Below are 22,294 nucleotides of genomic sequence, written 5' to 3'. Positions count from 1 at the left end.
AATACGAAAAATCAAACTAATTGGTTTTTCGTATTGGCATTTTATTTTTTAAGAAGAGGGTGTATTTTGTGGGGTACAGAATTAAAGATGTGATGATTTCCGAGACAGAGATTAAAGACAGAGTGAAACAATTAGCCGAGCAAATTGAAAGTGATTTTAATAATGAAGCAATTATCCTCATCTTTGTCCTGAAGGGGTCGTTTGTTTTTGCTGCAGATTTGATTCGTGAGATGAAGGGGGAAATAAAAATTGATTTCATCTCGGTTTCCAGCTATGGAGATGAAACCGAGTCAACAGGGAAAGTAAGGTTATTGAAGGATCTTGATGAGAATATTACCAATCAGAATGTCCTCGTGGTTGAAGATATTATCGACAGCGGCCTGACATTACAATTCTTACGAGGTCATTTAAAATCACACAAGCCAAAGCAAATTAAAATTTGTACATTGTTAGACAAGCCCGAAAGAAGAAAAGTCGAGTTACCTGTGGATTATGTTGGCTTTGTAATCCCAGATGAGTTCATTGTCGGCTATGGGATTGACTATGCCCAAAAGTATAGAAATTTACCTCATATCTTCACTGTTGAGGAGTGTTAGGGATTCGGAAAACTTTTTTGGTGTGGGAAATTTTGCTATCGAATTAATCAATGATATACTTTTTACTGTAAAACTGTTGAATGATGGAGGAATGAATAATGTATACTTCAATATCGGAATTTATTGAGGATTGGAATCAAGAAGCGGCTTCTACGCAAAAGGTTTTGGATGCTCTGACAGATGGTTCACTTCAACAAGCGGTGTCCCCAGATGATCGTACGTTAGGGAGAATCGCATGGCATGTCGTAACGAGTACACCTGAAATGCTTAACGAGTTCGGAGTTACGGTTGAAAATGTTGAAAACTCAAGTACGGTTCCGTCCTCGGCAAAAGAAATAGCGGACACCTTTCGCAAGGTTAATGAAGACACTATAGACGCTGTCAAGAAGCAGTGGACAGATGCATCCTTAAAAGAAATGAAAAATGTCTTCGGGATGGATATGCAAAAAGCAGTAACACTTTCTCTTTTAATCAAACACATCATTCATCACCGCGGACAAATGACAGTCTTAATGCGCCAAGCTGGATTAAATGTCCCTGGAGTGTATGGCCCATCAAGAAACGAATGGAGTCAAATGGGGATGGAAGCTCCAGCACTATAAATGTACATACTAGACTCTCATGCACACCTAACAAAGGTGTGCTATTTTTATGCCTAACGTGCTAGTACGATGTATCATAGTGCTAGCAAACTAATATATATTTGATATTGCTATCCTATTAACGTGTTTCTCTTTATATATCGTTGGTTGTATATCAAAAGAACTACTTTATCTGCACATTTTATTAATTTTGCATTTATGTAAAATATTTCTACATTTTTCTACAAAATAATCTAAATCAAGTGTCACCTTTCTATATTAAATCCTCCATTATTTTGGTAAAATATCAATAAGCAAAAATTATACATACTCAAAAAGATTAGTTGTAAAGTTAATCATTCAACAATCTCTACTACTAGGTCATTAAAATCTTCAATTAGATCATAAGTCTACGATCATTTTTTTGAATAGTGAGGCAATTAATAAACGCATGATGAGGAGGAAGAATATGTGGGATTTTGACATGAATATAGATCAAGTTGCAAGAATTAAAGTAATTGGTGTTGGCGGCGGAGGGAATAATGCTGTCAATCGTATGATTGAAGGTGGAGTTCAAGGGGTCGAATTTATTGCAGTGAATACTGATGCACAAGCTCTTAACCTATCAAAAGCTGAGATAAAAATGCAAATTGGTGCACAATTGACAAGAGGATTAGGGGCAGGTGCTAATCCAGAAGTAGGCAGGAAAGCAGTTGAAGAAAGCAGAAGGCAGTTGGAAGATGTATTAAAAGGAGCAGACATGGTGTTCGTTACCGCTGGAATGGGTGGTGGTACGGGAACCGGTGCTGCTCCAGCGATTGCTGAAATTTCACGCGAACTTGGTGCATTGACTATCGGTGTCGTTACTCGTCCGTTTGGATTTGAGGGACGTAAACGTGCGCAAAATGCAGCAAACGGTATTGAATTAATGAGGGAAGCGGTTGACACCTTAATTATTGTTCCTAACGATCGATTATTGCAAATTGTTGACAAAAGAACACCGATGATTGAAGCGTTCCGGGAGGCGGATAATGTCCTTCGCCAGGGGGTTCAAGGTATTTCGGATTTAATTGCTGTCCCAGGTTTAATTAATCTGGATTTTGCAGATGTTAAGACAATCATGAGTAATCAAGGGACAGCCTTAATGGGCATAGGGGTTGCAAAAGGGGATGGACGCGCGGTTGAAGCAGCAAAAAAAGCTATTTCTAGTCCATTATTAGAAACATCGATTGACGGAGCTCAAGGGATACTCATGAACATCACAGGTGGTAAAGATTTAAGTCTTTATGAGGTGCAAGAGGCAGCCGACCTTGTGGCTTCTGCAGCAGATAAGGAACTAAATATGATTTTTGGTTCAATTATTAATGAAAATTTTAAAAATGAAATTATGATCACGGTGATTGCAACTGGTTTTGTTGATAAACAGGCACGAACCAAACCATCCACCCATTCACAAATGGAAGGTCAATCAAAATCAAAAATAAATGCCCCAACCCGACGTGAGCAAGTGAGACATGAAGAACCAATTCATGGTAACGATCAATATGGGCAGGAATCAGAGGATTCGCTCGACATTCCGACGTTTTTGCGTAACCGAAACAAAAGGAATCGATAGTATTTCCTTCATCCGGCGCAATGAGTAGTGTGCATAGGACAACAGCCTAAATTAGATGATGTCCCTGTGGACTCCTACCTTGCGCCATTGTTATAAATATGGCAATATTCAATAAAATATTTTAATAAAAATAAGAAATAATCTGATTTTAATCGTTTAAATCGTTAAAACCGACTTGACTTATAGGAATAGTAAAACTATTATTATATTAATCATTTTTTGACTGAAAAGTATGTATTGTAAGATTGTTGAAACTAGTCATGATAAATAAATGATCACTGTAAGTTAATAATCCTTTGTGAGGTGGATTTTGGTGCAACTTCAAGTATTAAACAGTCCTTTTAATCAGGAGCAGGCAGAGCTCCTCAACCGCATTCTGCCTACCTTGACAGAATCACAAAAAGTCTGGCTGAGCGGTTTTTTGGCAGCAGCCCAATTTGCTTCGGTTCCGGTTTCAGGAAATATTCAGGTGGCAGATGGTCCTGCAGGGAACACCGCCCCAACTATTTCAAAAGATGTGACCATCCTTTTTGGTTCACAAACAGGTAACGCTCAGGGCCTTGCTAAGAAGGCGGGCAAAAAGCTTGAGGGAGAAGGCTTTCAAGTAACGATTCAGTCAATGAGCGATTTTAAACCAAACAATTTAAAGAAGATCCAAAACCTGCTGATTGTCACAAGTACTCATGGAGAAGGCACGCCCCCTGATAACGCGCTGTCATTTCATGAATTTCTAATAGGAAAGCGGGCTCCGAAGCTTGATAATCTCCGCTTCGCCGTATTGGCGCTTGGAGACAGCTCATATGAGTTTTTCTGTCAAACGGGAAAAGACTTTGATGCCCGGCTGGGGGAACTTGGAGGAACAAGGCTATATCCCCGCTTTGACTGTGACCTTGATTATGATGAGCCAGCAGCTGAATGGCTGGCAGGTGTCCTTATCAGCCTAAATGAAGCCGTGGGCGTCAGTCCAATTCCTGAACAAGAATTAGCATCACAACTAGTTGAATCAACGTATTCAAGAACCAATCCGTTTAAAGCAGAAGTACTTGAAAATATAAATTTGAACGGCCGCGGCTCGAATAAAGAAACACGTCACCTCGAGTTATCACTCGAAGGTTCTGGACTTACCTTTGAACCAGGGGATAGTCTTGGTATTTATCCGGAAAATGATCCCGCCCTTGTTAAATTACTGCTAGACGAAATGAACTGGGATCCGGAACAGAAGGTGACAGTCAATAAAAAGGGTGAGGTGCTTTCACTTAACGACGCGCTCCTTTCACACTTTGAAATAACAACATTAACCAAACCGCTTCTTGAGAAGGCAGCATCACTTTCTGCCAATAAGAAAATACAGGAACTTCTATCAGCAGGGAATGAAGATCAATTAAAAACGTACATTGATGGACGCGATTTGCTTGATTTGGTTCGGGACTTTACACCATGGATTGGCTCAGCTCAAGAGTTTGTCTCAATCCTTCGAAAGATGCCGTCCCGTCTATATTCAATCGCGAGCAGTTTATCTGCAAATCCTGATGAAGTCCATTTGACGATCGGTGCGGTCCGCTATGAGGCACATGGACGTGAGCGAAAGGGTGTATGTTCCATTCTAGCTGCGGAACGTCTGCAGCCAGGCGAAACAGTGCCAGTGTATATTCAACATAACGAAAACTTTAAGCTGCCAAAGAACCCAGATGCCCCAATTATCATGGTAGGTCCGGGGACAGGCGCAGCACCGTTTCGTTCCTTTATGCAAGAACGTGAAGAAACCGGAGCAACAGGTAAATCTTGGATGTTCTTTGGAGACCAGCATTTCGTGACGGATTTTCTTTATCAAACAGAATGGCAAAAGTGGCTGGAAAATGGCGTGCTGACGAAAATGGATGTTGCATTTTCACGAGACACGGATCAAAAAGTATATGTGCAGCACCGCATGTTAGAACATAGTCAAGAGGTATTTGAGTGGCTTCAAAAAGGTGCTCACCTCTATATCTGCGGTGACGAAAAACACATGGCACATGATGTTCATAACACTTTACTTGAGATTATTGAAAAAGAAGGCGGCTTGAGCCGGGAAAATGCTGAAGAATATTTAGCCGAGATGCAGCAGCAAAAACGTTATCAGCGTGATGTATACTGATTTGGGATGGAAAGGAGTTTTAACAACATGGTAAATCAAATATTAAAGGCGCCGGATGGCCCGCCAAGTGATGTAGAAGGTATTAAAGAAAGAAGTAATTATTTGCGCGGAACTCTAAAAGAAGTAATGCTCGATCGGATTAGCGCCGGTATACCGGATGATGATAACCGTCTGATGAAACATCACGGTAGTTACTTGCAGGATGACCGGGACCTCCGCAATGAACGTCAAAAACAGAAGTTAGAACCTGCCTACCAATTCATGCTGCGTGTCCGTTTGCCTGGCGGGGTTGCCTCACCGGATCAATGGCTTGTTATGGATGAGCTTGCAGATAAATATGGGAATGGCACATTAAAACTGACTACTCGTGAAACATTCCAAATGCATGGGATTTTAAAATGGAATATGAAGAGTACCATTCAGGGGATTCATAACGCGCTGATGGATACGATTGCAGCTTGCGGAGACGTGAACAGAAATGTCATGTGTACTTCTAATCCATACCAATCGGAGCTTCACGCAGAAGTATATGAATGGTCAAAAAAATTGAGCAATGATTTATTACCGCGAACAAGAGCGTACCACGAAATATGGCTGGATGAAGAAAAAGTAGCCGGAACACCGGAAATCGACGAAGTTGAACCAATGTACGGACCGCTTTACTTGCCACGGAAGTTCAAAATTGGAATTGCTGTTCCGCCTGGCAATGATATTGATGTCTTTTCACAGGATCTTGGATTTATTGCGATTGTTGAAGATGATAAGCTTATCGGTTTCAACGTAGCGATTGGCGGCGGAATGGGGATGTCGCACGGCGACAAAGCAACCTATCCACAGCTTGCTAAAGTCATTGGCTTCTGTAAACCTGATCAATTGTATGATATAGCTGAAAAAACGATTACGATTCAACGGGACTACGGTAACCGTTCTGTCCGCAAAAATGCTCGTTTCAAGTACACTGTAGACAGACTTGGCCTTGAAACCGTTAAGGCTGAATTGGAACATCGACTTGGTTGGACATTAGATGAAGCAAAGCCTTACCATTTTGACCATAATGGTGACCGCTATGGCTGGGTAAAGGGCGTAAATGGGAAATGGCATTTAACACTGTTTATTGAAGGCGGCCGTGTCGCAGACTTTGATGATTACAAGTTGAAGACAGGCTTGCGTGAAATCGCTAAAATTCATACCGGTGATTTCCACTTAACAGGAAATCAAAACGTAATTATAACCAATGTATCAACCCAGAAAAAGAAAAAAATTGATGATTTGATTGAACAATATGGTTTAACAGATGGCAAGCATGCTTCAGCGCTGCGCCGCAGTTCAATGGTATGCGTTGCACTTCCAACCTGCGGTTTGGCGATGGCGGAGGCAGAGCGGTATTTACCATCTTTAATCAGTAAAATCGAAACCATTGTCGAAGAAAACGGTCTGAGCGACAAAGAGATTACCATCCGTATGACCGGTTGTCCGAATGGCTGTGCTCGTCATGCCCTTGGGGAAATTGGCTTTATCGGGAAAGCACCAGGCAAATACAATATGTATCTTGGTGCCGCCCATGACGGCAGCCGTCTAAGCAAAATGTACCGTGAAAACATTGGAGAAGAAGATATTTTAAACGAACTGCAAGTGCTGCTCCCTCGCTATGCAAAAGAACGGCAAGATGGCGAACACTTTGGTGATTTTGTCATTCGAGCCGGTGTGATCGAAGCTACAACTGACGGTACCAATTTTCACAATTAATCAAAAGAGACAGGGAATGAAAATCCCTGTCTTTTTTGTCGTTTAACTCAAATGGAATTTTTATGTGCAAATAAAAAAGGCAAACATGTCTAAATACATGTTTGCCTTTCGCTATATAATGATGTATTAAAAACGATACAATTATCCGCGTCTTCCGCCTCTGCCGCCCCGTTTTGTTTCAGTGCTGCGTTTTAAGGTGGATAAGTTCTCTTCACTAGCCTTTAAAAATTTAGCCATTTTGTCTTCAAAATTTTCTTTAGGTTTAAAATTGCTGCCGCCTTTTGAACGGAAATCTTTAGAACGGCTATCTACTCTTCCCTGACGTGGTGGACGTTGGGAATAAGACGAGGTTTGTCCTTCGGGCTTATCTATAGCTTTTTTGATGGACAAGGCAGTCTTTCCGTCCTTCTCACTAATTACTTTTACTTCAATTAGGTCGCCAACTTTAAGATGGTCATTAACGTCTTTAACATAGCTGTCCGCTACCTCACTGATATGGACTAACCCTGTTGTGCCACCAGGCAATTCTACGAATGCCCCAAAACTAGTGATGCCTGTTACTTTACCTTGTACCTTAGTACCTACCTCGATTGACATAAAAAAATGTTCCTCCTCAATAATGTTACAACCACCTCATTATAACAAATAGATGGGTATAATATCAATTCTTTCATCAAGTGCCTGACATCTTTTTTTATATAACCCTCAATTTCTAAAGTTTATTGATGTGTTATGTGGAAAAGATTATAATGATTTCCATTTTTAGTTAAATGATATCATTCGACAATAAAGGAGTGAAGTGACTTTGTCAGGACCAAGTTTAAGAAAACCGGATGCACATTCGTCGATCCAAGAAGCAGCACTTAATGAGGCTGTATGCGGTGTCATTCTCATCGTTGGGACATTTTATCGCTTTATTTTTCGAGGGAAAAGCTGGTATGCCCCGTCAACAAAAATTTTTGAAAAAAAGTGGTTGCGATTCGGTTCCGTCCTTTTCCATTACGGGATTATTTTTGCCTTTATTGGACATGTAATGGGCGTCTTGATTCCAATCGGGGTCTATGAAGCACTAGGCGTTGGTGAACATCTGTACCATATTGGTGCAATTGCAGGCGGTGGGGTCGCAGGACTAATGGTTGTCATTGGCTTGGTGGTGATGATCATTCGGAAGTTGTCGTTTCCGAAGGTACGCGTACATACGACCTTTGGAGATTATTTCACGATTGTTCTGTTACTCATAATTGCAGCCCTTGGCACCTATATGACCCTCATTTATAGTTATACAGTGGTAGCCTATGAGTATCGATTAACGATTGGTCCGTGGTTTAGGAGTATATTCACTTTCCAGCCGCTTTCTGAGCTCATGTTAGGGATACCAACCCTCTTTAAGGTCCATGTAATTTTGTCATTCTTTTTATTTGCATCCATACCGTTTACCCAGCTAGTTGATATGTTTAGTTTTCCAGCACGTTATCCAACACGAGCTCCACAGCAATACCGTTCACGTGATGGGTATGATAAGAGCTGAATTAGTGCCTGACACCATAAGGAACCTACAGAAAAAACAGCCATTGATTTTTTTGGCTGTTTTTTTTTGTCTAAATCAGGAATTTTGAGTGCTTATTGGCATGATTTTTGAGTTTGGATGAAAAATATGATTGTATTAAGGTTTTGATAGGATTACGATAAAAACAAAAAAATACATGATGATAGATGAGCGAATGGGGGTTTCCTCTTTTTCACTTTTACACCAGGGAGAGGTTGTCTTATGCGAAGTTATCTAATTCTGGGGATGTGCGCATTATATTTGATTCAATATTTTGTGGAACTGCATTGGCTTCAATATGTAGTGGTGGTCCTATCTTTACTTGCTTTCTTGGGGAGTGCTCTAAAAGCAGACCGTTTTCCTCGCTGGCTCGGTATTGTTATGATGACGGCTGGAGTGATGATTGAATGGAGAAAAGGGACTGGGGCTGAAGAAATCAGTGATGGGATATTCTTAATTCTTCCATTGCTAAGCCTAATTACTCTGGCACCGCTTCTGTCGATTCCATTAAGGCTCGGGGGTTACTTTGAATCGATTGCGATACTATTACGCAATTTATTACATCACCCGAAAAAGTTGTATGCTGGAATAACTGGAACGCTTTTTTTATTAAGCCCAATCTTAAGTTTAGGCTCAGTCAGAATCATTAATGAATTTTTGGAGGAACTCAAGCTTCCTTCCGAGGTGTCAGCGAAAAGTTATCTTGTCGGCTTCTCAACGGCGGTGTTGTGGTCACCTTATTTTGCGTCTGTATCTCTTGTGCTTCATTACATGAATGTTTCATTCAAAGAGTATATTTTGTATGGGATCGGTTTATCCATACTATCCTTATTGATCGGGAATATTTTGTTTGCAATCTGGGTGAAGCATCACCCTGTTAAAGAAGAGTTGTCAGCAATGGTACCTATATTAAATGCACACCGCAATCAATTAATGAAGTTAGTATTTTTCGTGGTCTTGCTAATGGGTTCATGCTTATTAATCGAGTCATTATCCCATTGGTCGATGATCGTGATTGTTTGTCTTGTTTCAATTGTTGTCCCTCTTTTATTTGGGATTCTATTAGCAGATAAGAAACAAATTATTCCTCCATTGGTTGACTTTCGTGACCGGACGGTACCGATGATGAACAATGAAATCATGCTTTTTATGAGTGCAGGAATGTTAGCTTTTGCGATGAAAGGGACTAGTGTCGCTAATGGAATCAGTCTCTTCCTTTCGGATCTAGCTCATCAATCCTTCCTCTTATTTGCACTAGCTGTCATGGTAATTGTTCTTTGCATTACCTATATTGGAATCCACCAAATTGCTGCAGTAGGTGCATTAGCAATGCAATTGAATCCGGCCGAGCTCGGAATGAGTAACATAGGCCTGGCGATGCTTCTTTTGCTGACATGGTCTATATCAACAGCATTTAGCCCATTCTCAGGTCTGAATTTAATGGTGAGCCGGTTTGCTGGTATTTCTGGGTTTCAGGTGGGACTCCGTTCCAATGGACTTCATCTAACGCTCGTTGCACTCATTGGAATTGCCATTATCTCCGTTATTGGATAAGATGCTTTATAAAAACAGCCTTCACACATCATCAATGTGTGAAGGCTGTTTTTATATTGGGTGAAGCGCTCCAGTCCATACGCCGCTAAATGGGCGCTTGCGCTTTTTAGTCGATGATTGAATATTTCATTTTATAAAGGACATATCCTGTGAAGAGTTGGAATAAGTCAATAAAATTTTTGGGGTTTTTGTTTGTTAATTGTTCGATTTTCTGCAGTCGATAAGCTAAGCTGTTCCGGTGAATATGAAGTTCCGATGAGATCGCATTCATATCACCACTATTTTCAATAAAGCTAATTAAGGTCTCAATCAGCTCAGTTCCTTTGGGACTTGCTTCAAGGTCCTGAAAGAATCCACTGATTTCTTCAAACTCAATCGCTTTATTTGCTAAGTAGTCGATAAATTTCAAATTATGATAATAACAGTGGTATTCAGTCAGTCCTAGTTTTTCAGCAATTTCTAAAGCTCTTTTGGCTTCGTGTACTGATTTACCAATGTGAGAGTGATTTGTACCAATTCCTATTTTGGTGTTATCTTTCGAAATAAAATCCTCTAATCTTCTCAAAATATCACTGTCGATTGGGACAATGAACAAAAGCGTATTTTGACTAAGCCGGAAGCTGTATTCCTGTTCTAATAAGAACGGCTCTTTCATGCTGTTTCCTTTAACTATTACAGCTTTTCTTTCAAGCTCAAGTTTAATCCCAACGGCTTCACCGCTATGAATAAATGATTCATCATATTCTTCGTTCCGAAAAATCCAGTGATACAAAAATTCTTCCTTCATTTGTTCCTTAATTCTACGTTCTTTATATAAAAACTCTTGGTTGATTAATAGTTCAGCTGTTACTCGAACTAATTCAGCAAAAGGCTCAACAATATTTGGATCGCCGCTAATACCAATCACACCGATAATTTTATTTCTAAAATGGATGGGGATGTTCACTCCTGGCTTTGCTCCAGCATCTGAATTGTAAATGGAAACAATGGTGCCTTTCTCGATGGCTGCTATCGCCCCTTGATGATAGGTACCGATTCGGTCCTGGTCGCCGCTGCCAATAATTAATCCAATTTCATCCATAATATTTACATTATAGGGGAGGACCTTCATTACTTTGTTAGCAATCTCTTGAGCTAGAACTTTGTTAATTTTCATTTGTTACCTCCGATACTATTAAGCACTAAAATACACGATTAATATAAATTGGTTGATTGCACAAAAAAATAGTAAAAATATCAGTAATTTGAATGATGATTTATTTGTAAGACAATTATACAATAAGAAATGTAAACGGTTACTAGAAATTTAGTAGGAACTAAAAATTTTTATGATTTATTGTAACAAAATAGCCACATAGAAAAGGAAGATTAGGAGGATTAACAATGTTTAAACCAAAAGGAGTCATTCCTGCGTTAGTAACACCGTTGGACAAAAGTGGGAAATTAATGGAGGATGCACTCAGAAAATTAATTGACTACACCATTTCAGGTGGTGTCCATGGGCTGTTTATTTTAGGAAGCAGCGGTGAAATTTATGGATTAACGAATGAGCAAAAACGCCGTGTTGTTGAAGTTACAGTTGAACACACAGCAGGTAGAGTCCCTATTTATTGTGGTGCAAGTGAAATTACCACTCGAGACTGTATCCAAACCGCACAGATGGTTCAGGAAATCGGGGGCGTGTCAGCATTATCTGTCCTTACTCCTTATTTCTTAACGCCGAACCAAGGTGAATTAATGGACCATTTTAAAGCGATTGCAAAATCGACAGATCTACCAATTATCCTGTATGGAAATGAAGCACGAACCCAAGTGAAAATCGATGTCAAGACTTGCGAGGAATTAAGCAAGGTGGACAACATTATCGGAATTAAAGATAGCAGCGGGGACATGACCAAAATGGCTGAGTATCTTCGAGTTACTGATCGTGAAACCTTTTCTGTTCTAGCAGGTCGTGACACCCTCATTTACTCAGGGCTCTGTCACGGGGGAACTGGTGCCATTGCAAGTACAGGGAACATCGCTCCAAAATTAGTTTCAGAGATTTACAATACTTTTGTGTCAGGCGATCATCAAAAATCACTAGAATTGCAATTAAAGCTCTCACCATTACGACTCTGTGTCGATAAAGCGACCTTCCCAGTTGTCTTAAAAGAAGGATTGAAAATGGTCGGCATTGATGTAGGTTATGCATTAGCACCAGCAGGAGAGATGAGTCCTGAAAGTAAGCGATTATTAGCAAATGTACTGAAAGATCTAGAATTAAATCAAACACATTAATTCCTAGCGGAAGGAAGTAACCACTATGCCATTAGTATATGTTGCATTAGCAGTTGCCCTCATACTTATTTTGATGATTCCACTTAAAATGAATGGATTTATTGCCTTAATCATTGCTGCTTTATTTGTAGGTTTTCTCCAAGGTATGCCAATAGAAAAGTTGATGGAATCCATTTATGGAGGAATTGGTGGACAACTCGATGACCTGCTGTTAATTCTAGGTTTTGGAGCCATGTTAGGAACAGTAATGGCAGATGCCGGAGCTGCTCAACGAATTGCCAACACTTTAATTGACAAGATGGGTGTTAAACGAGTACAAATCGCCATGTTGATTGCTGCTTATATCCTTGGAATTACAATGTTCTTTGAAGTCGCATTTGTATTATTGATTCCTCTAGTTTTCACCGTTGCTCGTCAAACAAAATTAAATTTACTTTGGGTAGCAATTCCAACAGCAGTTGGATTATCCACAACACATAGTTTTCTACCGCCGCATCCAGGACCAGCTGCAGTAGTAGGGGTTTTCGGATCAAGCATGGGCTTAACATTATTATACGGACTCATCATTGCCATTCCTGTTGGTGCTTTTATCGCATTAACTTGGCCAAGATTGCCATTCATTAAAAAGATGAATCCAAGCATTCCAGAAGGACTTGGAAGTTCGAAAATTTTTAAAGATGAAGAAATGCCAAGCTACATGGCAAGTATTACTTCTGCCCTTATCCCTGTTGTCTTAATGGGAATATCTGCAGTATGTGAAGTAGCACTACCAGAAGGAAATAGCTTTAGGCATATCATGGAATTCTTTGGTTCTGCTACAATCGCCTTAATGATTTCACTTTTACTTTCATTCTATCTTCTTGGCACTAGAGTAGGCCGTTCATTAAAAGATGTCATGCAATCATGTGCAAATAGTGTAAAACCGATGGCAATGATCATTCTTGTAATCGGTGCAGGCGGTGCGTTTAAACAAGTACTAGTTGATAGCGGCATTGCTGATTATATCAAAGATTTAACGGGCGGATGGGATATTTCACCTATCATCCTTGCTTGGTTAATTGCAGCATTGTTACGTATTGCCCTTGGTTCAGCAACTGTAGCTGTAATGACTGCAGCTGGTGTGGTTCTGCCAATCGCACAATCTTCTGGTGTTAGTATGGAATTAATGACTCTTGCCGTTACATGTGGTAGTGTCGCATTCTCACACGTTACTGACCCTGGGTTCTGGATGTATAAAGAATATCTCAACTTATCAGTAGGTGAAGCGATTAAAACAAGAACCACTTATACAACAGCACTCGCAATCCTTGGTTTAGCAGGGGTATTAATCCTAAATATGTTTGTAGGCTAAAAAAAATAAAGACTAAGCTGGGAGTAAAAAAGACATTTTTACTTCTTCTTAGATCATACTTCAGGAGGAATAAAAAATGAAAATTGGATTTATTGGACTCGGAATTATGGGTAAACCGATGAGTAAAAATTTAATCAAAGCAGGATATCAATTAATTGTAAGTGATTTTAATAAAGAGGCTGTTAATGAATTAGAATTATTAGGTGCTGAACTCGGTTCTACTCCTAAAGAAATCGCAGAAAAATCTGATATCGTTATTACAATGCTGCCAAACTCTCCGAATGTAAAAGCAGTAGCCTTGGGAGAAAACGGATTAATAGAAGGTGCTCATGAAGGATTAGTATATATTGACATGAGTTCTATTTCACCAGGTGTTTCCCGTGAAGTGTATCAGAGATTAGCTGAAAAGGGAGTTGATATGCTAGATGCACCAGTTAGCGGAGGAGAACCAAAAGCTATTGATGGTACGATGTCTGTCATGGTTGGCGGGAAAGTAGAAGTGTTTGAAAAATGTAAAGAAGTTTTAAATGCAATGGCTGGTTCCGTTGTGTTAGTGGGCGAGATTGGTGCTGGAAATATCACAAAGCTTGCCAACCAAGTAATTGTTGCTCTAAACATCGCAGCTGTTTCCGAAGCGTTTGTTTTATCTCAAAAAGCAGGTGTTGAACCAGCAGCAGTATTTGAAGCAATCCGCGGCGGATTAGCTGGTAGTACTGTTCTTGAAGCAAAGGGTCCAATGATGCTAGATCGTAATTTTGATCCTGGTTTTAGAATTAACCTTCATATTAAAGACCTTACAAATGCGCTTGAAACTTCACATGAGTTTGGGGTACCACTTCCATTAACATCATCTGTCCTTGAAATGATGTATGCACTTAAAGTCGATGGACATGAGTTCGAGGATCACAGCAGTCTTGTGAAGTTCTATGAAAAGTTAGCAAACGTAGAAGTAAGTCGCTAGTTCTTATTTAGGGTAAGGGAAGTGTTTCAATTAATACCACTTCCTTTACCAATAAAATCTACTAAAAATTAGATTGGAGACTTCCATATGAATAAAGTTCAGACCCAAGTTAATGTTACTCCAGTTGTCACAGAAATGTCCGTTTACTCTGTGGCAGGCCGAGATAGTATGCTTTTAAACTTAAGTGGTGCTCATGGTGCTTATTTTACACGTAATATTGTCATTCTAAAGGACAGCAATGGAAATGTTGGTGTTGGGGAAGTACCTGGCGGTGAGGGGATACGCAAAACTTTAGAAGATGCCAAACCACTTGTACTAGGATCATCGATTGGAAACTATAATAATATCTTAAATAATGTAAGAAAAACGTTTGCAGGTCGTGATGCTAGCGGACGTGGATTACAAACCTTTGATTTAAGAATCACGATTCATGCAGTAACTGCTATCGAAGCTGCTTTACTAGATCTTTTAGGAAAGCATTTAAATGTACCAGTTGCAGCTCTTTTAGGTGAAGGTCAGCAGCGTGATAAAGTAAAAACACTAGGTTATCTGTTCTACATTGGAGACCGTAATAAGACTGATTTACCTTATTATAGTAATCAAGATTCTGATGTAGATTGGTATCGAATTCGTCATGAAGAAGCGTTAACACCGGAAACAATTGTTCGTCTTGCAGAAGCATCTCAAGCGCTTTATGGCTTCAAAGACTTTAAGCTAAAAGGCGGCGTATTAGACGGCAAGGAAGAAATGAAAGCCATCAAAGCATTAAAAGAACGTTTTCCTGATGCAAGAATCACTCTTGATCCAAATGGAGCATGGTCATTAAAAGAAGCAGTTGAGCTATGTAAAGATATGCATGGAATTCTTGCTTATGCTGAAGATCCTTGCGGTGCTGAAAATGGTTATTCTGGACGTGAAATTATGGCTGAGTTTAGAAGACAAACGGGTCTTCCAACAGCAACGAATATGATTTCAACCGATTGGCGTCAAATGGGCCATACCATTTCCTTACAATCAGTAGATATTCCACTTGCCGATCCACATTTCTGGACAATGCAGGGTTCAGTACGTGTAGCGCAAATGTGTAATGAATGGGGACTAACATGGGGCTCCCACTCAAATAATCATTTCGATATCTCACTGGCTATGTTTACACATGTTGCCGCTGCAGCTCCTGGCGAGATTACTGCAATAGATACTCACTGGATTTGGCAGGAAGGGACAGAACGGTTAACTAAGGAGCCATTCCAAATTGTTGACGGTGACATTACAGTTCCTAACAAACCAGGTCTAGGCGTTGAAGTGGATATGGATCAAATTATGAAAGCACATGAAATGTATAACAACATGGGACTAGGCTCTCGCGATGATGCAGTCGGAATGCAATTCTTAATTCCTGACTGGAAATTCGATAATAAACGTCCTTGTTTAGTCCGATAAAAAAATTAGGGTGGCTGAAAGGTCACCCTAAACTTTTTACTCTTAATACAAGGTTGGGACATAACTAAAAAACCATTAAACTCATACTTTGTCATAGAACGGTTGAGTAATTATTTATTAATTTTTTCTACTTTAAATGTAAAGGACAGATTACTATGAAGTTTGTGTTAGCGCCTGATTCATTTAAGGAAAGTATGACAGCGAAAAATGCTGCACTTGCTATGGAGAAAGGAATCCTAAAGGTTTTCCCTGATGCGGAATGCGTAATCGTGCCAATGGCGGACGGTGGGGAAGGAACAGTTGAGTCTCTTGTTAGTATGACTAATGGAGAAATCATCAAAACTGAAGTTCTAGGACCTTTAGGAGAGAAAAGATTTGCGGAATTTGGTCTTTTAGGGGAAGGGCAAACAGCTGTTATTGAAATGGCTACAGCGAGTGGATTAGAATTAATCCAACCAGAGGATCGCAATCCATTAATCACAACAACATACGGTACCGGTCAGTTAATTAAATCTGCCCTAGACAAGGGTGTAACCCGTATCCTTATAGGAATTGGCGGAAGTGCAACCAATGACGGCGGCGTTGGAATGCTTCAAGCTCTTGGAGTTTCATTTAAGGATAAGAACGGAGAAGAACTTGTCTTTGGCGGAGGTGCGTTGGGTCAATTACATTCCATTGATTTAAGTGGATTAGATGACCGAATTAACCAAGTCAAAATTGATGTAGCCTGTGATGTCACGAATCCACTAATTGGAGAAAACGGTGCATCCGCAATCTTTGGCCCGCAAAAGGGTGCAACACCTGAAATAGTCCAACTTCTTGATCAAAATTTAGCTCTTTATGCTGACTTAATCAAGCAAGAACTCGGAAAGGATATCGCACATACGGAAGGTGCAGGAGCCGCAGGTGGTCTAGGTGCAGGGTTAATGGCATTTCTAAATGCTCATTTAAAAAAGGGCGTCGAACTTGTAATCGAGTATACTGGACTTGAGGAAAGAGTTAAGGGTGCAGACTATGTTTTTACTGGCGAGGGCAGTATTGATGGCCAAACTTTATTTGGGAAGACACCGTTTGGGGTTGCTACCATCGCACAGAAATATACTATTCCAGTCATTGCATTTGCAGGTAGAATTGGAACTGGTGTCGAGCCATTATATGATCATGGATTCACCGCAATTATTGGAATTTTAACGGGTGTTACATCTTTAAATGAAGCACTAGAATCAGGTGAAGCTAATCTTGCTTTCGCAGCAGAAAATATTTGCCGGGTATTAAAAATATAATATTTATCCATAAAAAGTAGCTGTCGAGTTTTCGACAGCTATTTTTCATATAAATTGTTGCCTAATATAGGTATAATATTATTAGTCTTACAAATAAAGACAAAAAATTCAAGGAGCGAAATGATGGTTGGTTCTCCGAAAAAAATAATTGTAGAATCCGTAAATCGAAATACCTTATCGAAGCAGGTTGTTGAAAGTATTATTAACTTATTAATTAGTGGACAATTGAAACCAGGTGATAAATTACCGACTGAAATGGAACTAATGGAAGTTCTAGATGTCAGCCGGCCAGTGTTACGTGAGGCTTTAAGTTCACTCGATACACTTGGTGTAATAACACGTAAAACCCGTGAAGGAACTTTTTTTAACAATAAAATTGGAAGTCATCCATTTTCAGTCATGTTAGCTTTGGCCCATGATAATTTGCCAGCAATCATAGAGGCACGGATGGCATTAGAACTAGGATTAGTGACACTTGCAGCAGAGAAAATAGGTGAGAAACAGCTTTCAAAATTAAAAGAGACGATTGATATTATCGCCAACAGCAAAGACAATAACTATGTCGAAGCGGATAAGGAATTTCATCAAATCATTGCCTTAAGTGCAGATAATCCAATTGTCGAAGGAATGATCGATCCATTAATTATCACGATTAGAAAAATCGATAGCGAAATTACCTATCGTGAGCGTGATCGAACACTCCAACAACACATTGCTATATACGAAGCTTTGGAAAAAAGGGACCCTTTTGAAGCATTTCATCACATGTTCCTACACCTTGATTCTGTACGACAGAAACTATTGAAATAAAACTAAATATTAAGCGGTATCAGGCACTTTATTTTGGAAAATTCTCGAAATAAATTTTATTGAAAGCGTATGCTATAATGGTGGTAAAAACAACAGCAAGGAGAAATCGCTATGTTGAAAGATATTTTTATCGGCTTATCTCAAAATCAATTTTTAAATAATACAGCTAAAAAATACGGCCTTAAATTAGGTGCACAAAGTGTTGTGGCTGGAACAAATATACCTGAAATGATTAAAAGTATTAAGGAACTTAATGCTCAAGGAATCTCTTGTACTGTTGATAACTTAGGAGAATTCGTTTTTAAAGAAGAAGAGGCGACAGCTGCGAAAGAACAAATCCTCAAAGTAATCGACGCGATTCAGGAGAATAAAGTGGATGCACATATCTCCTTAAAACCAACTCAAGTAGGATTAGATATTGAATATGAATTTTGTCTAAATAATGTAAGAGAAATCGTCGATCAAGCACATCGATACGATATTTTTGTCAATATTGATATGGAGGACTTCAAACATCTTGAGCCAACATTTAATTTATTGGACGACCTGTCGCTAGAATATAATAATGTTGGAACCGTCATTCAATCTTATTTCCACAAAGCACAAGAATACCTTGAAAAATATAAAAACTTCCGTATTCGTCTAGTTAAAGGTGCCTACAAAGAGTCCGCAGAAATTGCTTATCAAGATAAGAAGGATATTGATGCAAACTTTATCAAGATTACCGAATGGCATCTATTAAATGGTAAATTCACTTCGATTGCCACACATGATCATCGAATTATTAATCATGTGAAAGAATTTGTTAAGAAGCACGATATTTCGAATGAGAAATTCGAATTTCAAATGCTTTATGGGTTTAGGAAAGATATGCAGCTGCAACTTGCCAGTGAAGGCTACAATTTTTGTACCTATGTTCCTTTCGGCAATGACTGGTATGGTTATTTTATGAGACGGCTAGCTGAAAGACCGCAAAACTTAAATCTTGTCGCTAAACAAGTTTTTAATAAAAAAACGAACACAGTGATTGGTGTAGCAGCAGGGGCATTTCTATTAGGAAGAATGACTAAGGCGGATAAGAAAAAACGTCGTTAATGACCTAAATTCCTATGATAAACTAAAAGCAATCCTTCAACCTCCCATTTTAAGCAGATGGGGGGTTTTTGTATGGGTTTAAATTCTGCTAAAAAAGTGCGTAAACAATGGAACCACTTATTTTTGGTATGCAGTCGCCTTAGAACATCGGATTTTTTTAGGACCAAACCTCCCGAAACAAAAAAAAGGCACCTAGCCTTTGTTAGTTATTTTATTAACAACAAAGGTATTAGGCACCAGTTTTCACTGCATTATATGAAAAATTGCTGTCATCCCATTGGAAAATACCTTCTTGAAGTTTTATGGTGGCATCAAAAGGGCAAGTAATGGCTAAATCACTATCTGTAGGAGTTTCATAAAGGATGTTATTCTTTTGGTCCATCAACTCTTTTTTAAGACGAAGCATGTCCAGTTTTGAAGCGACACGAAGGATTTTATCAAGAGTTATCTTCTTTTCACTAATACCATGACTGTTACAAATGCTTGTCTGAAAACTCTTGTTATATTGGATCATCATATGCAAATCATTGATACAGGCTACGCCAAAAACCTCTTTTATTACGTCCTCATAGCGCAGCTGGGTGCCAGTTGCAAATTTAATAATATTCTTTTCAGGATTTTCTAAGAAATAAACCGTTTCAATAAAATTTTCCATATAAACACCCTTTCTATATTTTAAATTCTGTTGCCGAGTCATTAAGTTGATTTTCCAATGAGTCAGTTTTTAAGAAACTTATGGCTATTTGAGTCGATTAGGAGCTACTACCCTTAGTGTTACTCACTGAAAAATCAGTAGGTTATTTTTATTATAACATATTTTGATTGTGTTTGCTGATTCAACTCGAGATATGTAGATATATGTCGGAAAACTTATTTTTTCACCTAATTGGGTGAGTTTTTTATTTCTACAATTATTTATATTTAGTAGAACGACTTACCAATAATAACATGTTGTAAACTAATAGTTTAATAAAGTAATATCGTTATATAAGTACTTCATCCTCATAAGAACGGAGAATGATTTTGATAAAATTAGGCGCAGGTTTTCTTGCCTTTATATTATTAATTAACGTGCTCATACTAAGTGTATCGGCCGAAAAAATAGAACCAAAGATTAAAGTAAAACTGGTCAATTATCTTGGAAATAAAATGGAGATAACGATAAGACCTACAGGCGATTACAACGTGGAGCAATCAACTGTCCGCTTAACTACCGGAAAGAATTATCTCGTAAAATACGATAATAACAAAATAACTATTTTAGATGGAACAACACCACTTTTTACCGCAGATACATTAAGTCTTTTACCATTAAACGACACAAACTATCTTTCTATTAATAATCGTAATTATTTAGGTTCATTTCAATTTGTCCTCGAAAATTCAAAGTATGTGCGGCCAATTAATGAAATCTTCTTAGAGGATTATTTAAAAGGTGTCGTCCCTTCTGAAATGTATGCTAAATGGAACCGCGAAGCCTTAAAAACACAAGCGGTTGCAGCTAGAACGTATGCATTATCCTATCAAGCGATCACCATCGATGATACGATCAATTACCAAGTGTATGGTGGTTACGTTTGGCACCCAAATAGTACAGCAGCAGTAGATGAAACAAAAGGGGAAGTATTAAAGGTAAATGGCCGCTTAATCAGTGCGGTTTTTTCTGCCAGTAATGGCGGGAAAACAGAATCGAATGCAAATGTTTGGGGCTCAACACCTGTCTCTTACTTGGTTATTAAAGAAGATGAATTTGATGCAAAAACTGGTTGGAATTTTTCTGTTAAAAAACAACAATTCAATCCGGTCAATTTGTCATGGAGTCAAATGAAGGAAAATGATACAACGATAACAAACACGATTAAAGCATGGATGGCAAATCATGGCTATGCCGGAAAAGAAATTAAAATAACGGCAGTACCTGTATTATCTTTAAACACACCAACATCAGGAGGCCGTGTGTCTAAAGGAAATATTACGGTTGAATTTTTTACAAAAGATAAAGTGAACGCAAATGGCTCTTATATCCCGCAGAAGTTCGAATACAAAAATGTTGCTGCATCACAGATCCGTGCTATGGTTGGCAATCGAATCATGAAGAGCTATCTTGTATCGAACATAACAGAGACGGATGAAACAATCACCGTAGAAGGACTGGGTGACGGTCATGGCGTAGGTTTAAGTCAATGGGGTTCCCAGAACCGTGCGCTTGATGGTCAAAAATATAATGAGATTCTTGCCTTCTATTATAAAGGAGCAGCAATTGTAAAAGACTATAGTGAGCGACCAACAACGGTTGTACAAGTACCTTCCGAACCAACTGGACAAGCATCTGAAGAACAGACAGTACAAACACCTACAAACCCAGCTGGCCAAATTTCTGAAGATCCTGATGAACAGGTACCTGCAGACAAAGCTGTGCAAGCACCAACTGAAACCACTGAACCAACTGTGGCAGCAACTCCGATTTCAGACAAAATTGCTCCAAACATAAGTGAAGTAAAAGTCAGTGTAGATTACACGAAAAATAAAGCTTATATCTCTTTTCATTTCAATGAGAAAGCGAAGGTAACTGTTTATATTAAAGACAGTAAAGGTAATATTATAACCTATCTTTCAAAAGAAGCTGTAATAAATGCAGGTACCCTCAAGAAGGAATATACCATTAATTCTTTACCAAACGGAAAATACTATGCAGGGATCATTACTGAAGATTTGAGTAATAACCGATCATCGACGTTGCCATCTTTTGAAGTAAAAAAAGTTGTGGCTGTAAAAGACAAGACCGCTCCCAAATTTAGCAGCGTTAAGGCAAGTGTAGATAACACAAAAAATAAAGCCGGTATTTCTTTTAAAACAAACGAAACTGCATATGTAACCGTCTATATAAAAAATAGTTCTGGTAAAACCCTTAGCTACCTGAAAAAGGACGTTATAACAAAAGCAGGTACAATCAACCTAGGATACAGCACTGCCTCCCTTGGAAATGGGAAATACTCTGTAGTGATGGCAGCGACAGACACAAGTAAAAACCGTTCGAGCGTGACAACTACTTTCGTTGTAAAAAAAGTGGTCAAACCAAAAACGGGAAAAGTAACTGTATCACGTCTTAATGTACGTGCAACAACATCAACCAAAAGCAAGGTAATTGGTACTTTAAAGAAAAATCAATCAGTAACCATTGTCTCAACAACAGGTTCATGGAAAAAAATCAAATTTGGTAAAGCAACAGGTTATGTTTCAAGTAAATATATAAAATAAAAAGGGCAGAGACTTTCTCTCTGCCTCAGATTGTAGACAAAAGG

The 22,294-nt window shown here is 38.9% G+C and carries 18 protein-coding genes; 15 read left to right on the top strand and 3 right to left on the bottom strand.

Annotated elements, in window-relative coordinates:
- Positions 1-68 precede the first annotated feature (68 nt).
- The 5 genes from hpt (at position 69) to cysI (ending at position 6,672) form a co-directional block, all read left to right on the top strand.
- Positions 69-596 (top strand): hypoxanthine phosphoribosyltransferase, encoded by a 528-nt coding sequence (gene hpt / locus J7E67_RS30520; RefSeq protein WP_214733441.1) that lies wholly within the window; start codon positions 69-71, stop codon positions 594-596.
- A 98-nt stretch (positions 597-694) separates the two neighbouring features.
- Entirely contained in the window at positions 695-1,198 is a 504-nt protein-coding gene (locus J7E67_RS30515; protein ID WP_214718233.1) for a DinB family protein, read from the top strand.
- A gap of 448 nt (positions 1,199-1,646) precedes the next feature.
- On the top strand, positions 1,647-2,792 hold the full coding sequence (gene ftsZ, locus J7E67_RS30510) for a cell division protein FtsZ (protein ID WP_214718235.1): 1,146 nt from the start codon (positions 1,647-1,649) through the stop codon (positions 2,790-2,792).
- A gap of 313 nt (positions 2,793-3,105) precedes the next feature.
- Positions 3,106-4,926 (top strand): assimilatory sulfite reductase (NADPH) flavoprotein subunit, encoded by a 1,821-nt coding sequence (locus tag J7E67_RS30505; RefSeq protein ID WP_214733440.1) that lies wholly within the window; start codon positions 3,106-3,108, stop codon positions 4,924-4,926.
- Positions 4,927-4,953: 27 nt separating this feature from the next.
- Positions 4,954-6,672 (top strand): assimilatory sulfite reductase (NADPH) hemoprotein subunit, encoded by a 1,719-nt coding sequence (gene cysI / locus J7E67_RS30500; protein WP_214733439.1) that lies wholly within the window; start codon positions 4,954-4,956, stop codon positions 6,670-6,672.
- Between the two features lie 141 nt (positions 6,673-6,813).
- Here cysI and J7E67_RS30495 read toward each other — a convergent pair whose 3' ends face one another.
- Positions 6,814-7,269 carry a S1 domain-containing RNA-binding protein gene (locus tag J7E67_RS30495; RefSeq protein ID WP_166259638.1) on the bottom strand — a complete coding sequence of 152 codons (456 nt, stop codon included), beginning with the start codon at positions 7,267-7,269 and terminating at the stop codon, positions 6,814-6,816.
- A gap of 250 nt (positions 7,270-7,519) precedes the next feature.
- On the opposite strand from J7E67_RS30495, the gene narI reads away from it, so the two are divergent.
- On the top strand, positions 7,520-8,200 hold the full coding sequence (gene narI, locus J7E67_RS30490; protein WP_214733474.1) for a respiratory nitrate reductase subunit gamma: 681 nt from the start codon (positions 7,520-7,522) through the stop codon (positions 8,198-8,200).
- Positions 8,201-8,440: 240 nt separating this feature from the next.
- Positions 8,441-9,772 carry a hypothetical protein gene (locus J7E67_RS30485; protein WP_214733438.1) on the top strand — a complete coding sequence of 444 codons (1,332 nt, stop codon included), beginning with the start codon at positions 8,441-8,443 and terminating at the stop codon, positions 9,770-9,772.
- A 106-nt stretch (positions 9,773-9,878) separates the two neighbouring features.
- On the opposite strand, the gene J7E67_RS30480 is transcribed toward J7E67_RS30485, so the two are convergent.
- Complete coding sequence (locus J7E67_RS30480) at positions 9,879-10,928, bottom strand: CdaR family transcriptional regulator (RefSeq protein ID WP_214718243.1); 1,050 nt, start codon at positions 10,926-10,928, stop codon at positions 9,879-9,881.
- A gap of 227 nt (positions 10,929-11,155) precedes the next feature.
- Between J7E67_RS30480 and dapA the strand changes: the two genes are divergently transcribed.
- The 7 genes from dapA to J7E67_RS30445 all read left to right on the top strand — a co-directional run bounded on the left by dapA (position 11,156) and on the right by J7E67_RS30445 (position 18,992).
- A complete protein-coding gene (gene dapA, locus J7E67_RS30475; RefSeq protein WP_214718246.1) occupies positions 11,156-12,052 on the top strand; it encodes a 4-hydroxy-tetrahydrodipicolinate synthase in 897 nt (298 codons plus the stop codon).
- A 25-nt stretch (positions 12,053-12,077) separates the two neighbouring features.
- Positions 12,078-13,403 (top strand): gluconate:H+ symporter, encoded by a 1,326-nt coding sequence (locus J7E67_RS30470; RefSeq protein ID WP_214733437.1) that lies wholly within the window; start codon positions 12,078-12,080, stop codon positions 13,401-13,403.
- A 76-nt stretch (positions 13,404-13,479) separates the two neighbouring features.
- Entirely contained in the window at positions 13,480-14,364 is an 885-nt protein-coding gene (gene garR / locus J7E67_RS30465) for a 2-hydroxy-3-oxopropionate reductase (protein WP_214718249.1), read from the top strand.
- An 87-nt stretch (positions 14,365-14,451) separates the two neighbouring features.
- Complete coding sequence (gene gudD, locus J7E67_RS30460) at positions 14,452-15,804, top strand: glucarate dehydratase (protein WP_214733436.1); 1,353 nt, start codon at positions 14,452-14,454, stop codon at positions 15,802-15,804.
- A 155-nt stretch (positions 15,805-15,959) separates the two neighbouring features.
- Positions 15,960-17,087 (top strand): glycerate kinase, encoded by a 1,128-nt coding sequence (locus J7E67_RS30455; RefSeq protein ID WP_214733435.1) that lies wholly within the window; start codon positions 15,960-15,962, stop codon positions 17,085-17,087.
- Between the two features lie 123 nt (positions 17,088-17,210).
- Entirely contained in the window at positions 17,211-17,897 is a 687-nt protein-coding gene (locus J7E67_RS30450) for a FadR/GntR family transcriptional regulator (protein WP_214733473.1), read from the top strand.
- Positions 17,898-18,008: 111 nt separating this feature from the next.
- The gene (locus J7E67_RS30445; RefSeq protein ID WP_214733434.1) at positions 18,009-18,992 is read left to right on the top strand and encodes a proline dehydrogenase family protein; all 984 of its coding nucleotides are present in this window, start codon (positions 18,009-18,011) and stop codon (positions 18,990-18,992) included.
- A gap of 229 nt (positions 18,993-19,221) precedes the next feature.
- Here the strand turns inward: J7E67_RS30445 and J7E67_RS30440 are convergent, their stop codons facing one another.
- Positions 19,222-19,647: a hypothetical protein gene (locus J7E67_RS30440; RefSeq protein ID WP_214718257.1), complete on the bottom strand. Its 426-nt coding sequence runs from the start codon at positions 19,645-19,647 to the stop codon at positions 19,222-19,224.
- 368 nt (positions 19,648-20,015) lie between these two features.
- Between J7E67_RS30440 and J7E67_RS30435 the strand changes: the two genes are divergently transcribed.
- Entirely contained in the window at positions 20,016-22,250 is a 2,235-nt protein-coding gene (locus J7E67_RS30435) for a SpoIID/LytB domain-containing protein (protein WP_214733433.1), read from the top strand.
- Positions 22,251-22,294 lie beyond the last annotated feature (44 nt).

This window comes from Bacillus sp. ISL-46, from assembly GCF_018613205.1.
The sequence above is the reverse complement of the archived record's forward strand: the minus strand, read 5'-3'. Positions and strand labels throughout refer to the sequence as shown.